Genomic DNA, 17012 nt, shown 5'->3' on the forward strand with positions numbered 1-17012 from the left:
CGCCGCAATCTCCTCTCCGACCGCTCGCCTATTCAGTGATCTACATCGATGGTGCCAGAAGAATCGACCTTGCCGCTTACGCGCCGATGGCGCTCCGGAGATGACAGGATTGGGACCACCACGCTGTCGACGTTACGAGGGAGTCAACACCTATGGCCGTCTCCGTCCAGATGCCCGCACTCGGTGAGAGCGTCACCGAGGGCACCGTCACCCGCTGGCTCAAGCAAGAGGGCGATACCGTCGAGGTCGACGAGCCACTGCTGGAGGTGTCCACCGATAAGGTCGACACCGAAATCCCGGCGCCTGCGTCGGGGGTGCTGAGCAAGATCATCGCCCACGAGGACGACACCGTGGCCGTCGGCGGCGAGTTGGCGATCATCTCCGACGCCGGTGAAGCCGCACCAGCCGCACCAGCCGCACCCGCCCCGGAGCCGGCGCCCGTCGAGCAACCCGCGCCCGCCCCGCAGCCGGCCGCGCCGCCGCAACCGGCCCCCGAGGCGCCGCCGGCCCCGGCCGCGGCGCCGGCCGCCTCAGCGGACTCGACGCCGGTGCTGATGCCCGAACTCGGCGAGTCGGTCGCCGAGGGAACCGTCACCCGATGGCTCAAGAAGGTCGGAGACACGGTGGCCGTCGATGAGCCGCTCGTCGAGGTCTCCACCGACAAGGTCGACACCGAGATCCCATCCCCGGCATCGGGCACCCTGCTGAGCATCACCGCCGAAGAGGACGTAACGGTGAAAGTGGGCGGCGAGCTGGCCCGAATCGGCGCAGCCGGGACCGCCCCCGCACCGGCAGCCCCAGCCCCAGCCCCAGCCCCAGCCCCCGAGCCCGCACCGGCAGCCCCGCCCCCGCCAGCGCCAGCCCCCAAGGCCGAGCAGGCGCCGGCCCCAGCTTCGCCTCCCCCGGCTCCCGCGCCAGCCCCGGCTGCACCGGCCCCGGCCGGCGATGACGGCGGGCCCTACGTCACCCCGCTGGTGCGAAAGCTGGCCGCCGAGAACTCCGTTGACCTGGGAACCGTGAAAGGCACCGGCGTCGGCGGGCGGATTCGTAAGCAGGACGTGCTGGCCGCGTCCGGCCGGAAGGACGCGGCCACGACCGCTCCCGCCGCACCCGCACCGGCGGCCGCAGCGGCCACCCCGGCCACAGCACCGGCACCGGCCGGGCCGTCACCGCTAGCCCATCTGCGTGGCACCACGCAAAAGGCGAACAGGATCCGCCAGATCACCGCCCGCAAGACACGGGAGTCGCTGCAGGCCACCGCCCAGCTCACCCAGACCCACGAAGTGGACATGACCAAGATCGTGGCACTGCGGGCCCGGGCCAAGAAGGCATTCGCCGAGCGGGAGGGCGTGAACCTGACCTACCTCCCCTTCATCGCCCGAGCGGTCATCGACGCTCTCAAGGCCCATCCCAACGTCAACGCCAGCTACAACGAGGAGACCGGCGAGATCACCTACTACGACGCCGAACACCTCGGCTTTGCGGTGGACACCGAGCAGGGTCTGCTGTCGCCGGTCGTGCACAACGCTGGTGATCTGTCGCTGGCGGGGCTTGCGCGCGCCATCAACGACATCGCGTCGCGGGCACGCTCGGGCGGCCTCAAGCCCGACGAACTGTCCGGCGGCACCTTCACCATCACCAACATCGGCAGCCAAGGTGCGTTGTTCGACACCCCGATCCTGGTTCCGCCGCAGGCCGCGATGCTGGGCACCGGCGCGATCGTCAAGCGGCCCCGGGTGATCATCGACGAGTCCGGCAACGAGGCGATCGGCGTGCGCTCGATCTGCTACCTCCCGCTGACCTACGACCACCGGCTCGTCGACGGTGCGGACGCCGGCCGGTTCGTCACCACGATCCGTAAGCGACTTGAGGAAGCCGCCTTCGAAGCCGAACTCGGGCTTTAGCGAGTCATCAGCGAGCCCGAACGGCACAACGAAGACGGCAGAACGAAGACGGCAGTAGGAAGAGAGCGGTGGTTAAACAGCCCGAGACACAGCCCGACACACTGACCGTCGCGGTCGCCGGCTCGTCCGGACTGATCGGCTCGGCCCTGGTGGCCGCACTGCGCTCGGCCGACCATCGGGTTTTGCGGATCGTCCGGCGCGCTGCGGCCAACCGCGAGGAGTTGTACTGGAACCCCGACAGCGGCGATTTCGATCCTGCCGGGCTTGACGGCGTCGACGCGGTGGTCAACCTCTGCGGTGTCGGCGTCGGCGACAAGCGGTGGTCCGGCGCGTTCAAGCAGAGTCTGCGCGACAGCCGCATCGACCCCACCGAGGTGATCTCTGCCGCGGTGGTGCAGGCTGGCGTGCCGACCCTCGTTAACGCCAGCGCGGTCGGCTACTACGGCGACGCCGGCGCCCGCATTGTCGACGAAACCGCCACGGCAGGAACAGGATTCCTGGCGCAGCTGTGCGTGGACTGGGAGGCCGCCACCGCACCAGCCCGCGAGGCCGGGGTCCGGGTGGTGCTGGCCCGCACTGGACTGGTGCTCTCCCCCGGCGGGGGCCTGCTGAGCAGACTCAAGCCGATTTTCGCCCTCGGGCTGGGTGGCCGGCTGGCCGGCGGGCGGCAGTACATGCCCTGGATCAGCCTTGAGGACGAGGTTCGGGCACTGCTGTTCGCGATCCGCAAGAGCGACCTTTCCGGGCCGGTGAACGTCACCGGTCCGGCACCGGTGACCAACGCAGAGTTCACCGCAGCCCTGGCCCGGATGCTGAATCGCCCAGCACCCTGGGTGGTGCCGGGTTTCGCACTGAAGACACTGCTCGGGGAGTTCGCCGAGGAGGGTGTGCTGGGCGGCCAGCGGGCTGTGCCCGCCGCCCTGGAGCGCGCCGGTTTCGTTTTCCACCACAACACCATCGGCGAAGCGCTGTCCTACGCCACCGGGGCCGGCCGCGGGTAGTACCGTCGGACGATGCGGCAGTCCATCCGCTCCAGCGACGCTCCGGTGCAGATCAGACAACTCGGGACGCTTGGCTATCTGGCCGCCTGGGATCTGCAGCGCCAGACCGCCGACGCCCGAGTGGCCGGCGGCCCGGACACTCTGCTGCTGCTGGAACATCCACCGGTCTACACCGCCGGCAAGCGGACCGAGGCCCATGAACGTCCGGTCGACGGTATCCCCGTCGTGGATACCGATCGGGGCGGCAAGATCACCTGGCACGGGCCAGGGCAGCTGGTGGGCTACCCGATCATCTGCTTGGGCGAACAACTCGACGTGGTGAATTACGTTCGTCGCCTTGAACAGTCACTAATGGCGGTGTGCTCCGAACTCGGGTTGGACGCCCGCCGGGTGGAGGGACGCTCCGGTGTCTGGCTGCCGCCGGAAGGCGGTCGTCCGGCCCGCAAGATCGCCGCTGTCGGTATCCGGGTGGCCCGTGGGGTCGCCCTGCACGGCTTCGCCCTGAACTGCGACTGCGACCTAGCTGCGTTTTCCGCGATCGTGCCGTGCGGAATCACCGACGCCGGGGTCACCTCGCTGACCGCAGAGCTGGGCCGACGGGTCGGTGTTGACCAGGTGCGCTCACGGGTCGCCGATGCAGTCTGCGATGCCCTCGACGGGCGGCTGCCCGTAACATCGCAGCCATGAGCGTTGCACCTGAGGGCCGTAAACTTCTGCGACTTGAAGCCCGCAACGCGCAGACCCCGATCGAGCGCAAGCCGCCGTGGATCAAGACCCGCGCGCGGATGGGGCCGGAGTACACGTCGCTGAAGAGTCTGGTTCGGCGCGAGGGTCTGCACACCGTCTGCGAGGAGGCGGGCTGTCCCAACATTTACGAGTGTTGGGAGGACCGGGAGGCCACCTTCCTCATCGGCGGTGAGCAGTGCACCCGCCGGTGCGATTTCTGCCAGATCGACACCGGCAAACCGGCTGAGCTGGACCGCGACGAACCGCGCCGGGTCGCCGAGAGCGTGGCCGCGATGGGCCTGAAGTACGCCACCGTCACCGGGGTCGCCCGCGACGATCTGCCCGATGGCGGTGCCTGGCTCTACGCCGAGACCGTCCGCGCCATCAAAGGGCTCAACCCGTCCACCGGGGTGGAACTGTTGGCCCCGGACTTCAACGGCGAACCGGACCTGCTGCGGGAAGTCTTCGCCTCCCGGCCGGAGGTTTTCGCCCATAACCTCGAGACCGTGCCCCGGATCTTCAAACGGATCCGCCCGGCGTTCCGCTACCAGCGCAGCCTGGACGTCATCACCGCCGGACGAGACTTCGGACTGGTCACCAAGAGCAACCTCATCCTGGGCATGGGCGAGACCATCGAGGAGGTCCACACCGCACTGGCCGACCTGCACCACGCCGGCTGCGACATCGTCACCATTACCCAGTACCTGCGTCCGTCTCCACGACACCACCCGGTGGAGCGCTGGGTGCACCCGGAGGAGTTCGTCGAACTGGCGGGTTACGCTGAGGGCCTCGGGTTTGCCGGTGTGCTGGCCGGGCCGCTGGTGCGTTCGTCGTACCGGGCGGGCCGGCTTTATGAGCAAGCTTCACTGGCCCGCAAGCCATCCGTATCCTGAACAGCTATGGCGAAGTCCCGCAAGCCGGCCGAGCTCAAGGCGGCCAAGGAAGAAGCGAAAACGGCCCGCAAGGCTGCCTCCAAACAACGGCGGACGCAGCTGTGGCAGGCGTTTCAGATGCAGCGCCAGGAGGACAAACGGCTGCTGCCCTACATGATCGGCGCGTTCCTGCTGGTAGTTGCCCTCTCGGTGGCCTTCGGGTTGTGGACGGGCGGATTCAGTAAATACCTGTTCATCTTCTTCGGCATCGTGCTCGGCGTGCTGGTCGCGTTCATCGTCTTCGGGCGCCGCGCGCAGAAGTCGGTGTACCGCAAGGCCGAGGGCCAGGCCGGCGCGGGGGCATGGGTGCTGGACAACATGCGCGGCAAGTGGCGGGTCACCAAGGGTGTCTCGGTGAACGGCAACCTCGACGCCGTGCACCGCGTCATCGGCCGTCCCGGGGTGATCTTCGTCGGCGAAGGCAACCCGTCCCGCGTCAAGTCGCTACTGGCTCAGGAGAAGAAGCGGACCGCCCGACTCGTCGGCGAGATCCCGATCTATGACGTCATCATCGGTGACAGCGAGGGTGAGGTGCCCCTTGCCAAGCTGGAGAAGCACCTGAACAAGCTTCCAGTCAACATCACCACCAAGAAAATGGACGACCTGGAATCCAAGCTCACCGCGTTGGGCACCAAACTCGGCCCCGCCGCCGCGATGCCGAAGGGGCCGATGCCGCAGCAGGCCAAGATGCGCGGGGTGCAGCGCACCGTCCGGCGGCGCTGAGTCCTCGGCTGAGAAATCCGGCAGTCAAAGCGCAAGCGACCGTCTGCAGGGTTCCACAATCGACGTCAGCGCCGGACAACCGCCGTCCCGGTCACCCGGTCCTGGATACCGCGGCCGTCGCCGTCGGTGAACAAAGCCGGTAGGACCAGCGCGATCAGCAGACCCCGCGCCGCCGCCCGGCCGGTACCGACATGCTGGCGGTTGTCGATCGAGGCCACCCGCAGACCCAGCGCGAACTGGCCCGGTGTGAACCCGAAAAGCCGGACCGACACCACGCCCATGACGAACCAGATGATAAGAACCGCGGTCGCCAGGAACCCGCTGCCGAAAAGACCTAGGGCCAGCCCCAACCCGGCCAGCCCGTAGCCGATCATCCAGTCCACCAGCAGCGCCGCCAGGCGGCGAAAGGCCCCGGCGAGGGACCCCGGCCCCTTTTCGGGCAGGCCCAAGCGCTCCCCCGGATATCCATCGTGGGAACCCAGCGACTGCGGCCCGGACAGCCAGGACCCGATCTCACGTGCCATGTCTCCAGAATAGGGTCCGTTCTCGACCGGCAACCGGGACCGACCGCCGCTGGGGTGACCCGTAACGTCCACGCAACATTTACTTGACGGACAGGCAACATCGCCTCCCTACCGTCAGCCGCGAGTTACGACACAAAGGAGACGACGTGGCAGACAAGACAGCCGACGACACAATCAAATTGATCAAGGACGAGAAGGTCGAGTACGTCGACATCCGCTTCTGCGACCTGCCCGGTGTGGTGCAGCACTTCTCGATCCCAGCGTCGGCGTTCGACGAGAGTGTTTTCGAGGACGGCCTGGCTTTCGACGGATCCTCGGTCCGCGGATTCCAGTCCATCCACGAGTCCGACATGATGCTGCTGCCGGATCCTGCGACGGCGCGTATCGACCCGTTCCGGGCTGCCAAGACCCTGAACCTGAACTTTTTCGTGCACGACCCATTCACCCGCGAGCCCTACTCGCGCGACCCGCGCAACGTTGCCCGCAAGGCGGAGAACTACCTGGCCTCCACCGGCATCGCCGACACCTGTTTCTTCGGCGCCGAGGCTGAGTTCTACATCTTCGACTCGGTGGCGTTCGACTCCAAGATGAACGGCACCTTCTACGAGGTCGATTCGGAGTCGGGTTGGTGGAACTCCGGCGAACCGTTTGAGGCGGACGGCAGCGCCAACCGCGGCTACAAGGTCCGCCCGAAGGGCGGCTACTTCCCCGTTGCGCCGTACGACCACTACGTCGACTTGCGCGACGAGATGTCGACCAACCTGATCAACGCCGGCTTCACCCTGGAGCGTGGCCACCACGAGGTCGGCACCGCCGGCCAGGCCGAGATCAACTACAAGTTCAACACCCTGCTGCACGCAGCCGATGACGTGCAGTTGTTCAAATACATCATCAAGAACACCGCCTGGCAGAACGGAAAAACCGTCACCTTCATGCCCAAGCCGCTGTTCGGCGACAACGGTTCCGGGATGCACGCCCACCAGTCGCTGTGGAAGGACGGCAAGCCGCTGTTCCACGACGAGTCCGGCTACGCCGGTCTGTCGGACATCGCCCGGCATTACATCGGCGGCATCCTACACCACGCCCCGTCGCTGCTGGCGTTCACCAACCCGACGGTGAACTCCTACAAGCGCCTGGTGCCGGGTTACGAAGCCCCGATCAACCTGGTGTACAGCCAACGCAACCGCTCGGCCTGCGTGCGGATCCCGATCACCGGCAACAACCCCAAGGCCAAGCGTCTGGAGTTCCGCTGCCCGGACAGCTCGGGTAACCCTTACCTGGCGTTCGCGGCGATGCTGATGGCCGGCATCGACGGCATCAAGAAGAAGATCGAGCCGCTGGCCCCGATCGACAAGGACCTCTACGAACTCCCACCGGACGAGGCAGCCAACATTCCGCAGGCTCCCACCTCGCTGGCAGCGGTGATCGACCGTCTCGAACAGGATCACGACTACCTCACCGAAGGTGGGGTGTTCACCTCCGACCTGATCGAGACGTGGATCTCCTACAAGCGGGAGAACGAGATCCTGCCGATCCAGATCCGGCCGCATCCCTACGAGTTTGCGCTGTACTACGACGTGTAACCCGTCGACCTACGGAAAGAGCCCACCCGCAGATGCGGGTGGGCTCTTCTGTACCGGTGTGGTTGGGTAGCCGGGTGTCACAGCGCCGATATGCCATCGTGCTTTGGTCTGCGCTGTTCTTCTGGGCCTGCGCAATCCTGTGGTTGTCGTCGCTGAGCCCTGAGGATCTGCCGGAGGCCGCATTTGCGTTCTGGGACAAGCTGAACCATTTCGCCGCCTTCACCGTGGGCGGCTGGCTGGCCGCCGGTGCCGTGCGAACCTCACACCACACCGCAAGCCGCAGCAAGATAGTCGGCCTGGCTGTACTGCTCATTGCGACGTTCGGACTGCTCGACGAGTCACTACAGACCATCACCCCTGGCCGCTCCGGTGCCGACGTGTTGGACTGGATCGCAGACGTGCTGGGCGCCCTCACCGGCGCACTGCTGAACCTGCGAACCGTGCGGTTAAGCTCCCGCAGTACGTCGAAAGGGCGCTGATGAGGCTGATGACGCTGATGACGCTGATGACTTGGAAAACACCGGGAGCCGTTGCCGTGGCCTCGTTTGTTCTCACCGCACTGGCAACCGCTGCACCCGCCGCTGCCGCCGACCCCGATGTCATGGGCGCGTACACCTTCGAAGCCGAGGACGGTGAGAGCGCAATCTGGACCATGGCGCCCTGCGCTGGCAACAACCCTGGCTGTGTCCGGGTTTTAGAAGCCGGCAACTCCAAACGTGCGCCGTGGAGTTCCGAGGCGCATCTCAGTGTCGGGTCGTGGATCATGTTCGTCGCTCAGCCTGACGCGATCCTCTGCAAGGACGGAACCGCCGTCCCCGGCGTTAACACCTACTCGTGGGACGCGGCAACGCTGTCCGGCAGCGCGAGCATTCTCAGCAAAGGCGCGTGCGGAACCGAGCCGGCGAGCATCTCAATTCCGTTCACCCTCACCAAGACTGGCGCGGGGCCGGTGCAGTATCCGACCGCACCGGTTGAAGTCGAACCCTTGGCGACCAGCCCACCGGCCGCGGCGGTACCGGTGGCACCGCCGCCGCCTGGCCCGCTGCCGGCCGAGGCACCAGCAGCCGAGATGGCCACCCCGCCGGACGTACCGGCTCCGGTGGGTCAGCTCACCGAGGCGCAGGTCGCCGAACCGGGGTTCAACTCCGGCCGGTGATGACTCAGACGCACTCCAGCAATGCGCCGTCCACCTCACCCACCGAACCCACGGTCCCGTGTGCGACGATCTTGCCGTCGACGGGATTGGTTGTGACGCAGACGATCGCGCACTGACCGGCGTCGACGCGGCGGGCGATCACTGGTGAACGCTCGAGCAGCGCTAGACCGGTCTCCACGATGTGCGCCTTGGTCACGGCCTCCAGCGACTCCGCCGCCGCGCCGCGGCGCACGATGGAGCCGATGGCGTGCTCGACGACGGTGCGAGTGGCACCTTCGGGCATGGTGGCATCGGTCCAGGCCCGCATCGCGGTGCGCATTGCGTGGCAGTCGTGGTGACCCAGCACGACGATGAGCGGAACCTCGCGGCTCTCGACGGCATACTCCAGCGTGGCGATCACCCCGGTGTCGACAACGTGACCCCAGGTGCTGATGTCGATCAAGGAACCCCAGCTCTGGCCGAAGACGGTCTCACTGGCCACGCCGGTGTCGGCGCAACGGAATACCGCCGCTACGGGTTGTTCGTCGATCACTCCGCCCTTGTGTGCCCGCACGGGCATGAAGAACCGCTCGTTGCCGGACCGCAAACGCTGCCAGGAGACTAATGGATCGGACATCGGAGTTTCCTCTCTCTCTCTTTGTTTTTCGAAGCTCAGCTGAAGTAGTCGGGGCGGCTGACGTAGGTCTCGGTAACGAACATCACCCCGGAAGACGCGTCAAGCAAGGGCCGCAACCCCGCGAGCAGCGCCTCGACCTTCTCCGGCGGGACGACGGTGATGATCAACTCAAGGGTGGCCTGCTGGTTGAACAGCAACCGCCCCTGGTGGTAGCCGTGGTGCCCGAGCCCGGACACTCCGGAGAGGCTGGTGTATCCGGTCGCGCCGACGCTCTGGATGAGGTCACGCACCGCCGGCGCGTCGCTTCCGGATACGACGACCTCGACTTTGGTCATCTTGGTCAGGGTGGGCAGTGATACAGGTGTCGTCACGGAACCATCTCCTCGCTGTGGGTGGGTTGGGTGTTCTCATTGCCGGGCGTTTCGGACCAGATCCGCCATCCCGCCCGCGTCCAGCGCTGCCATGGCTGTTCCGGGTTCTCCCGGGCCGTCAGGGCGACCCAGTCATTGCCGAAAAGCTGCTGCAGCACTGGGTTTCGATCGACGATCATGTCGATTCGATCCAACGGCGCCTGCACCACCGCGAGCAGCCGAAGCGGCTCGTGCAGCAGACGCTGGCCGTCGCACACCGACTGCCAGGGCAGGCCCAGCTGCAGGTCGCCGCTGTGTCCGGCGATCACGCCGACGGTGCCGACAACGTTGTGGATGGTCTTGGTTCCGGCGCCGAAGACCTGGGGTGCGACGGTGGAGAAGTAGTACTGGCAGTTGATCCATTGGGCGACGACCAGCGGCGCGGTCAGGATGGTCTCCAGGGCGGAGCCGTCGGTATCCACCTGCGCCTCGTAGGAGTGCAGGAATGTCCTGCGCTGCAGGTCGATGCCCCGCGTCACCGCACGCGGCGCGACGATGAACGCCGCATTGCCGGCCAAACCCCACTCCGGGTAGACCTGCGCCCAGTCGGAGGACCGGGTGGCGACGTGGCGGGCAGCCCGCCCCGGCTTGAGGCCCCGGCCGGCACCCGGCAGCACCGTGCAGCGCTCGGCGGCAAGCGCCGCTCCAGCCCGATGCAGATCGCCCTCGAGCCGTTGGATGTCGGCGGCGTAGTCGTCCGGGATCAGATGCCGGTCGAGCAGCGTGATGCAGTCGCGCGCAGTGTCGTGCTGGGCGGCGACGAACAGGGTCTCCTCGGGGATGTCGATGCCCAGGCTGCACAGGCCGGCACGCACCACCGGGCGGTTGAGGATCGCCACCGCGGTGCGCGCGTTGGGGGCACCGGCCTGCCCGCCGCAGGCACCGCAGTCCAGGGAAGCCTGGTAGGGGTTGTTCTCCGTGGTGCTGCCGTGGGAGCACAGCACCACCAGCCGCCCGAAGCCCCTGGTCAACCCCATGGTGGTCAACGCCACCTGGGCGAACAGCAGTTGCTCGTTCTGCGGCATGGCGTCCAGGTCGATCACCGTCGGTGCGGCAGGTGCCACCGCATCGCGCAGCTTCCTGCGCAGACCAGCACTTGTCCGCGGTGCCAGCGTTTTGGCGGCCGACAGCGGTGCAGCGGCCCAGCCGGCCGCCTCGGCCAGCGTGAACGGGGCGGCGAACGCCTCCTTGGCTGCGTGGAACGCCGACTCCGCACCGGCCAGGCCGGTAATGCCCGCCAGTTGCCGGGCCGCGGCCCGATCAGCCTCAGGTGCGGGCACTTCGGCGATGTCGTGGTTCGGCGAAATCAGCACCGGGCAAAGATCGTTGGGTGCACCGCCGGCCAAGCCGGTGTAGCGGATGGCCACGGCGAAGAACCCCGCGAAGCCCAGCGTCTCGTAACCGCCGAGAGACTCCAGGTGCCTGCGCAGGCCCTCCGACCGGGTGTCGATGCAGCTCACCAGTTGGGTGTGCGCTGCCTGAGCCGGCTTGACCGGCCCGGCCAGGGTCGTGAGCAGGTCATCACGATAGTGCGCCTCGAAAGCGTTCTGCCACAGCAGTTCCCGGGCGGTGATCGGCAGTGCGGTCAACGCCCGTGCCGCCGCGGCCAGGTCATCCTCACTGGGTGACTCAGCGCCCAGCACCGCTGCCAGATGCGCCGCACGCTGCCGCGCGGAAGGCATACCGGCTGCATCCTCATCGACGGCCTCGACGACCGGCCGATACCGACCGGCCATGAGCACCGCTTCGTAGGTCAGTCGCATCGCCAGGTATTGCACTACGTCCACCCCGGCGTTGCGACTGGCGCACCACTGCACATGCGCCGCCCACCCGGGCATCCGGGTGAGATGGGCCTGCAGGTAGGTGGTCCGCTCGTCGTCATTAACGCCAAGCCTCGACAAGGCCTGCAGGACAGCGTCATCGGCGCGTTCGGCGACCTGGCGGAGCGCCTTGCGGGTAGCTCGGGGAAGGCTGCGGTCGCTGGATGCCAGTGCTCGCCAGGCCGGATAGAACCCGTTGTCCCGGCCGGGCATCGGCCAGGCGGCCGCGCCGAAGAAGGCCGCGCACCACTTGGAGGTTTGCGCATCGATGGTGTCGGCCACCGCGGGCGCCTGCGTTTCAGCGCGGGTGGTGAAGCGCCGCTTGACCTTGGGGTCACCGATCCCGTGCAGCATGTCGGCGCGAAGCAGTTCCAGCGGACTGATCAGCCGCCCGCCGATCTTCAGTTGCGGCTCGCGGGAAACGTTGGGGTAGCGCAGCACCAGGGCCCGATCGAGGTCGGTGTCGGTGATCCGGCCCTCGCGGTGAAACTGCCGGAAGACCTCCTCGCCCAGGGTTCCCGGCATCCCGTAGAGGTCCCCCGCCCGCCGGATGGCCTGCTCGAAGGGCATGCCTTCCAGACCGGCCAACGGGTTGACCGCGATGAAGGTTTCCAGCGGGTAGTGCGTCGGCACCACCCGGGCGGCGATGTTGACATCCGCCCTCAGCCTGGCGCGTCGGGTGTCGAGATCGACCTGGGTGCTGATCATGAGCGGGCTCCTGTCATCGGGATTCCTGTCATCACGGGGGCGGAGGACTGGCGGGATGGGATGTGTCCAGCGGTGAGGGCGCCGGTGTAGACCGCGCGGCGCAACCCTTCGGCGCCAGGGGCCCAGCGCGCGAGTGCCAGCGCACCGAGTGCGACCGCGGCTCCCGCGGTGATGAGCCAGACCGCGGTGACCGGCAGGGTCGAGGCCGGCAGGGCTGGTGCCAGGAATCCTCCAAGGCCGTTGATGATTGCCACGTAAGCGATCGCGGCCGGGATGAGGAACGCCGCACCGGTCAGTGCGCCGGCCAGACCCGGGCGGCGCTGGAGCCAACCCCAGGTCACGGCTGCCCCGGTCACCCAGGCGAAGATCAGCAGAGCGTGCTCGGCGGCGTGGTCGCCCGGGGCCGGCGGAACCACCGCCAGGGCGGCTGCCAGGGCTGCGGCGGGTAGTGCCAGTGCTGCCGCGCCGTTGGTCAGTATCTGACCGCGGGTCTGCTGGAGGGTCGGCGGAAGGCCCTCGTGGCGACGCCGACCTGCGATCGCCGACCCCGAGGAGAGGAACAGGGTGGCTTTGTAGAAGCCGTGCGCCACCAGGTGGATGACCGCCGCGGCCCATAGACCCAAACCGCAGGTCAGGATCATGAAGCCCATCTGAGCGGTGGTGGAGTGCGCGAGCGCGCCCTTGATGTCGGGCTTGACCAGCATGATCGCTGCGCCGTAGGCCATGGTCGCGGCGCCGGCCAGGATCGTAAGCGCCCGGGCCAGGTCGTCGGAACCCAGCGGAGCCATCCGGATCAGCAGGATGCCGCCGGCGTTGACCACTCCGGCGTGCAGCAGAGCCGAGACCGGGGTCGGGGCAGCCAGGGTGGCCGGCAGCCAGCGGTGGAAGGGAATCTGAGCCGACCGTGACAAAGCGGCCACCACGACCAGGATCCCGAGAACCGGCATGATGGGCCCGCTGAGGGCGCCGGTGCGCAGGTCGATCCGGCCCCAGGTCGCGGTGGCCGCGATGACAGCCGCCCAGAGTGCCAGATCGCCGACGACAAAGGCGGTGACGGTGCGGCGCACGCCGTCCCGGGCCGCCGGCAGATCCCAGTAGGTGCCGAGCAGCAGGGCCAGCGCGACGCCGGCCACGGTCCAGCAGACTGCGAGGGTCAGCAGCGTTGCCGCCGAGGTGAGGCCGGCCGAGGCGGCGGTCAGCAGGCCCGCTCCCCCGAAGAACCACGGCGCCCGGGGGTCACCGGTGAGGTAGCGCACCGCGAAGGCCTGCACGATGGCGCTGACGCCGAACACCAGCAGCAGCAGAACCGCCGCCAACCGGTCGGCGTCGAACTCGCCACCCAACAGATACGCCGAGATGTCGCGGCCGCTTCCGGCACCGAAGGCTAGGGCGACCGCACCCAGGAAACCGGCCGCTGCGGTGATCGCACCTGCCTGGCCGAAGCGCCGCGGCGCGTGCTGACCGAATAGGAATGCCGAGGCTGCGACCAGCGCCGGGGCGGTCAGCATCGCCACCAGCAAGCCGCTCTCCGAAGTCCACATGCGATGTAAATTACATGTGTTTGACTACGTATGTCAAACTTCTTGAATGAGAAATCTTGATTTTCCTCTCGGACCCCCACGGGGGTGCAACGAAATACAGGGGTCGGAAGTAGACTTCTGGAATGAGTCAGTGGACGTTCTTGACCAACCACGCCCACACACTCGTCTGCATAGCCCGAGATCCCGGTCTTCGGCTGCGGGAGCTGGCCGAGCAGGTGGGTGTGACCGAACGTGCGGCGCAGCGTATCGTCGGCGAACTGGTCGACGCCGGCTACCTGATTCGCCGCAAGGAAGGACGCCGCAACTCCTACCGGGTTCGCGGCGACCGGCCATTACGTCACCCGGTAGAACGTGGCCACGACATCGGCGAGATCCTCGCGATACTCGATGACCGATCGCAGGGAGCATTCACCAGCTGACACCCCCTACCGGGGGACGACCATCGCGGTCGGCACCCGGCATGGAAAGCAACATCAGTTCGCCTTGGCGTTCCGTTCTCTGTTGGGCGCCCAACTGCTGACACCGCCGGATCTCGACACCGATCGCTTCGGCACCTTCACCGGCGAGGTGGCCCGCCGTGGCGCAGCGACGGAGGCGGCCCGGGGCAAGGCTCGTCTTGCGATGGAGATCACCGGCCTGCCCTACGGACTCGCGAGCGAGGCAAGCTACGGCGTTCTGCCCGGGGGCTGGTTCGGGCACGAGGAGATCGTGATGTTCTGCGACGAGGTGCTGGGAATCGAGGTTGTCGAAGGCTATCGCAGCACCTCAGTTCCCAGCACCGGCCACCGAGTGGCCCGACCGGCCGACCTGCCGGACCAGTTGCTGGCCGGGCTGCCGCAGCAGGCGCTGACGGTGCGGCCCTGCGGCCCGGTCGCTGGGGTGGCCAAGGGCGTCAGCGACACCGACACATTGGCCACGGCGATTGCCGCGGCGGTCGCGGCCTCCCCCGACGGTCTGGCTTTGGTCGAACCCGATCTGCGGGCGCACCACAACCCCGGCAGACGCCGGGTGTTGCGCCGGTTAGCCGCCAGCCTGGCTCGTCGGCTGGCCACCGGATGCCCCGTGTGCGGGTGCCCGGGATTCGGACGGGTGAGCTCCGAAACGGGTCTGCCCTGCCGACTCTGTGACACGCCGACAGCATTGGTCTGCAACGAAATCCACGCCTGCGCGTCGTGTTCGCACCAGCTGCGGCGACCGACGTCCGCGGCTGCTGATCCGGCGATGTGCCCGACGTGCAACCCCTGAGAGCAGTAGCCCCTCAGAGCTGAAACGGCCCGCAAACTCACCCGGCGAAGGCCGCGGCGAAGCGACTCATACCGTCGATCTTCTCGGCCAGCGACGCCGACGGACCGGAATAGTACATCCACGGCATGGTCAGCACGGCGCTGATCCCAGCGGCGGCCGCACGTTCGAAGTGCTCCGGCAGGAACGCGTCGACAAGCGGGGTGATCACGGTGAAGCCGTCCATTCCCAGCCCGGCCGCCGACCGTATCTCGCCGATCCGTTGCACCGACGCGATGGCCTGATCCAACCCGATCAGATCGCCGATCCACCCGTCGTTGCGTGCAGCACGTCGCAGCGCGACGTCGGAGAGCCCGCCGGCGTAGATGGGAATCCGCGGCGGTGTGGGCATCATCTCCAGCCTTGGGGTGCGGTAGAACTCGCCGTCGAATTCCGTCCAGCCCGGCTGCCAGAGCGCTTTCATCAGCTCCAGCATCTCGTCGGTGCGCTTGCCGCGTTTGGCGAAGGGCTGCCCAAGCAGAGCGAACTCTTCCTCGCACCAGCCCACCCCGACGCCGAGTTCAACCCGGCCTTCCGACAGGCAGGCCGCGGTTCCGATGGCTTTGGCGGCCGAGTAGGGATCCCGCATGGCCGGGATGTACACCGTGGTGACGAACTTCAGCCGAGCGGTGGCCTGCGACAGCGCCCCGACAAGCACCCATGGGTCCGGCCAGTCGGTGAAGGGCTGCCAGCGTCGCTGCCCGTCGTCGGTGTACGGGTATGGCGTCGACAGGGTCTCCAGATTGACCACGTGATCGGCAATCGCGATACCTTCGTACCCGAGTTCGTCTGCGGCTTTGGCGATCTCAACGATCTCCCCGGTGTCCACGAATGCGCTGCTGACGTAAAACCTCATCTGCCTGTTCCGCCTCCGTTGCGTGCCCACGCGGGTTCGATAAAGACACCCTCGGCCTCCACCGTGGGTCCCTGGGTATCACTGATAAATCCCCGCGCGTAGGTCTTGTGGTTCGCGGTGCGTTGTACGACGGCCTCGGCATGCAACGGCCCCAGAGGTGTCCGCACGGCCCGCGTGGCGTCGCGGACGGTCTGCTCACCGCTGATCAGCCGGCCTTCCCATTTCTCCACCGGTGCCTCAGCTCCCGAATACCTTGTTCACAACGGCTTTGGCGCGCCGGGTTACGCGCAGGTAGTTGTCGAGGAACTCCCCTCCGTTGCCGTCCCGCCACCCCGCTGCGGCCGCGACCGCGTTGAGTTGACGGCCCGGTCCGGGCAGCTGATCGGTAGGCCGGCCGCGCACCAGCACCAGGGCGTTGCGGGCGCGCGTCGCGGTCAGCCAGGCTTCGCGCAATTGTGCGACGTCGTCCTCAGGGATCAACCCGGCCTCCTTGATGGCCTCCAGGGCCTTCAGCGTCGCGGTTTCGTGCAGCGCCGGCACCTCGTGGGCGTGCCGCAATTGCAGCAGTTGCACGGTCCACTCGACATCGGCAAGGCCGCCCCGGCCGAGTTTGGTATGGGTATTCGGGTCCGCCCCGCGGGGCAGCCGTTCGGCATCGACCCGCGCTTTGATCCGGCGGATTTCCCGCACGGCATCCGGGGAGATCCCGCCCCCTGGATAGCGGACCGCGTCGGCCATCGCCACGAAGCGCGCCGCCAGTCCGGCGTCGCCGGCCACCGACCGGGCCCGCAACAGCGCCTGCACCTCCCAGGGTTGCGCCCACTGCTGGTAGTAGGCGCCGTAGGAGGCCAGGGTGCGGACCAGTGGGCCGCTGCGGCCCTCCGGTCGCAGGTTGGCGTCGACCTCCAGCGGTGGGTCGTCGCTGGGTGAGCCGAGCAGGCCGCGCAGCTGCTCGGCGACGCTCACCGACCACTTCACCGCCCGGCTCTCGTCGACGCCGGTGGCCGGGTCGCAGACGAACATCACATCGGCGTCCGAGCCGTAGCCCAACTCACCGCCACCCAACCGGCCCATCCCGATCACCGCGATCGCCGCCGGAGCGAACCCGCCCGGAGGGGTGTCGGCCCGGATGATCGCCTCCAGCGCACACTGCAGCACTGCCACCCACACCGAGGTGAGCGCGGTGCAGACCTCTTCGACGTCCAGCATGCCCAGCAGATCCGCTGAAGCA

General features: G+C 67.6%; 17 protein-coding genes and 1 pseudogene. 10 read left to right on the forward strand and 8 right to left on the reverse strand.

The genetic code is table 11. The features are described from left to right. The first annotated feature begins 152 nt into the window (after positions 1-152). The 5 genes from sucB to ADBZ5N_RS04380 all read left to right on the forward strand — a co-directional run bounded on the left by sucB (position 153) and on the right by ADBZ5N_RS04380 (position 5286). Entirely contained in the window at positions 153-1904 is a 1752-nt protein-coding gene (gene sucB, locus ADBZ5N_RS04360; RefSeq protein ID WP_526256266.1) for a 2-oxoglutarate dehydrogenase, E2 component, dihydrolipoamide succinyltransferase, read from the forward strand. A gap of 68 nt (positions 1905-1972) precedes the next feature. Further along, entirely contained in the window at positions 1973-2905 is a 933-nt protein-coding gene (locus ADBZ5N_RS04365; protein WP_526256267.1) for a TIGR01777 family oxidoreductase, read from the forward strand. Between the two features lie 12 nt (positions 2906-2917). Next, a complete protein-coding gene (gene lipB, locus ADBZ5N_RS04370) occupies positions 2918-3592 on the forward strand; it encodes a lipoyl(octanoyl) transferase LipB (protein ID WP_526256268.1) in 675 nt (224 codons plus the stop codon). Next, positions 3589-4524 (forward strand): lipoyl synthase, encoded by a 936-nt coding sequence (lipA, locus tag ADBZ5N_RS04375; RefSeq protein WP_526256269.1) that lies wholly within the window; start codon positions 3589-3591, stop codon positions 4522-4524. The genes lipB and lipA overlap by 4 nt, the downstream gene beginning before the upstream one ends. Before the next feature lie 6 nt (positions 4525-4530). After that, a complete protein-coding gene (locus tag ADBZ5N_RS04380) occupies positions 4531-5286 on the forward strand; it encodes a DUF4191 family protein (protein ID WP_526256270.1) in 756 nt (251 codons plus the stop codon). A gap of 65 nt (positions 5287-5351) precedes the next feature. On the opposite strand, the gene ADBZ5N_RS04385 is transcribed toward ADBZ5N_RS04380, so the two are convergent. Next, positions 5352-5810: an RDD family protein gene (locus ADBZ5N_RS04385; protein WP_526256271.1), complete on the reverse strand. Its 459-nt coding sequence runs from the start codon at positions 5808-5810 to the stop codon at positions 5352-5354. 146 nt (positions 5811-5956) lie between these two features. Between ADBZ5N_RS04385 and glnA the strand changes: the two genes are divergently transcribed. From glnA to ADBZ5N_RS04400, 3 genes are all read left to right on the forward strand, one after another. Next, positions 5957-7393 carry a type I glutamate--ammonia ligase gene (glnA, locus tag ADBZ5N_RS04390; protein ID WP_526256272.1) on the forward strand — a complete coding sequence of 479 codons (1437 nt, stop codon included), beginning with the start codon at positions 5957-5959 and terminating at the stop codon, positions 7391-7393. 74 nt (positions 7394-7467) lie between these two features. Then, complete coding sequence (locus tag ADBZ5N_RS04395; protein ID WP_526256273.1) at positions 7468-7872, forward strand: VanZ family protein; 405 nt, start codon at positions 7468-7470, stop codon at positions 7870-7872. Continuing rightward, a complete protein-coding gene (locus ADBZ5N_RS04400; RefSeq protein WP_526256274.1) occupies positions 7872-8549 on the forward strand; it encodes a hypothetical protein in 678 nt (225 codons plus the stop codon). The genes ADBZ5N_RS04395 and ADBZ5N_RS04400 overlap by 1 nt, the downstream gene beginning before the upstream one ends. A gap of 4 nt (positions 8550-8553) precedes the next feature. Here ADBZ5N_RS04400 and ADBZ5N_RS04405 read toward each other — a convergent pair whose 3' ends face one another. From ADBZ5N_RS04405 to ADBZ5N_RS04420, 4 genes are read right to left on the reverse strand one after another with little or no spacing between them, the layout of a single operon-like run. Next, positions 8554-9165, reverse strand: a complete 612-nt coding sequence (locus tag ADBZ5N_RS04405; RefSeq protein ID WP_526256275.1) for a carbonic anhydrase — start codon at positions 9163-9165, stop codon at positions 8554-8556. Positions 9166-9200: 35 nt separating this feature from the next. After that, positions 9201-9536 carry a P-II family nitrogen regulator gene (locus tag ADBZ5N_RS04410; protein WP_526256276.1) on the reverse strand — a complete coding sequence of 112 codons (336 nt, stop codon included), beginning with the start codon at positions 9534-9536 and terminating at the stop codon, positions 9201-9203. After that, entirely contained in the window at positions 9533-12103 is a 2571-nt protein-coding gene (locus ADBZ5N_RS04415) for a putative inorganic carbon transporter subunit DabA (RefSeq protein ID WP_526256277.1), read from the reverse strand. Before ADBZ5N_RS04415 ends, ADBZ5N_RS04410 begins: the two co-directional genes overlap by 4 nt. Further along, positions 12100-13644, reverse strand: a complete 1545-nt coding sequence (locus ADBZ5N_RS04420) for a proton-conducting transporter transmembrane domain-containing protein (RefSeq protein WP_526256278.1) — start codon at positions 13642-13644, stop codon at positions 12100-12102. The genes ADBZ5N_RS04415 and ADBZ5N_RS04420 overlap by 4 nt, the downstream gene beginning before the upstream one ends. Before the next feature lie 122 nt (positions 13645-13766). On the opposite strand from ADBZ5N_RS04420, the gene ADBZ5N_RS04425 reads away from it, so the two are divergent. Both ADBZ5N_RS04425 and ADBZ5N_RS04430 read left to right on the forward strand, forming a co-directional pair. After that, positions 13767-14063, forward strand: a complete 297-nt coding sequence (locus ADBZ5N_RS04425; protein ID WP_526256279.1) for a winged helix-turn-helix domain-containing protein — start codon at positions 13767-13769, stop codon at positions 14061-14063. After that, positions 14032-14889, forward strand: a complete 858-nt coding sequence (locus ADBZ5N_RS04430; RefSeq protein ID WP_526256280.1) for a DUF6671 family protein — start codon at positions 14032-14034, stop codon at positions 14887-14889. Before ADBZ5N_RS04425 ends, ADBZ5N_RS04430 begins: the two co-directional genes overlap by 32 nt. Positions 14890-14926: 37 nt before the next feature. On the opposite strand, the gene ADBZ5N_RS04435 is transcribed toward ADBZ5N_RS04430, so the two are convergent. The 3 genes and pseudogenes from ADBZ5N_RS04435 to ADBZ5N_RS04445 form a co-directional block, all read right to left on the reverse strand. Beyond that, complete coding sequence (locus ADBZ5N_RS04435) at positions 14927-15781, reverse strand: TIGR03619 family F420-dependent LLM class oxidoreductase (RefSeq protein WP_526256281.1); 855 nt, start codon at positions 15779-15781, stop codon at positions 14927-14929. Continuing rightward, a pseudogene (locus ADBZ5N_RS04440) lies at positions 15778-15942 on the reverse strand (PaaI family thioesterase); the annotation flags it as partial. The pseudogene ADBZ5N_RS04440 and the gene ADBZ5N_RS04435, both read right to left, overlap by 4 nt. Positions 15943-16018: 76 nt before the next feature. Further along, positions 16019-17012, reverse strand: a 994-nt coding sequence (locus ADBZ5N_RS04445; protein ID WP_526256282.1) for a [protein-PII] uridylyltransferase family protein, incomplete at its 5' end; no start/stop codon positions are given.

The sequence above is a fragment of the Mycobacterium sp. genome (assembly GCF_044370595.1).
GTDB lineage: Bacteria > Actinomycetota > Actinomycetes > Mycobacteriales > Mycobacteriaceae > Mycobacterium.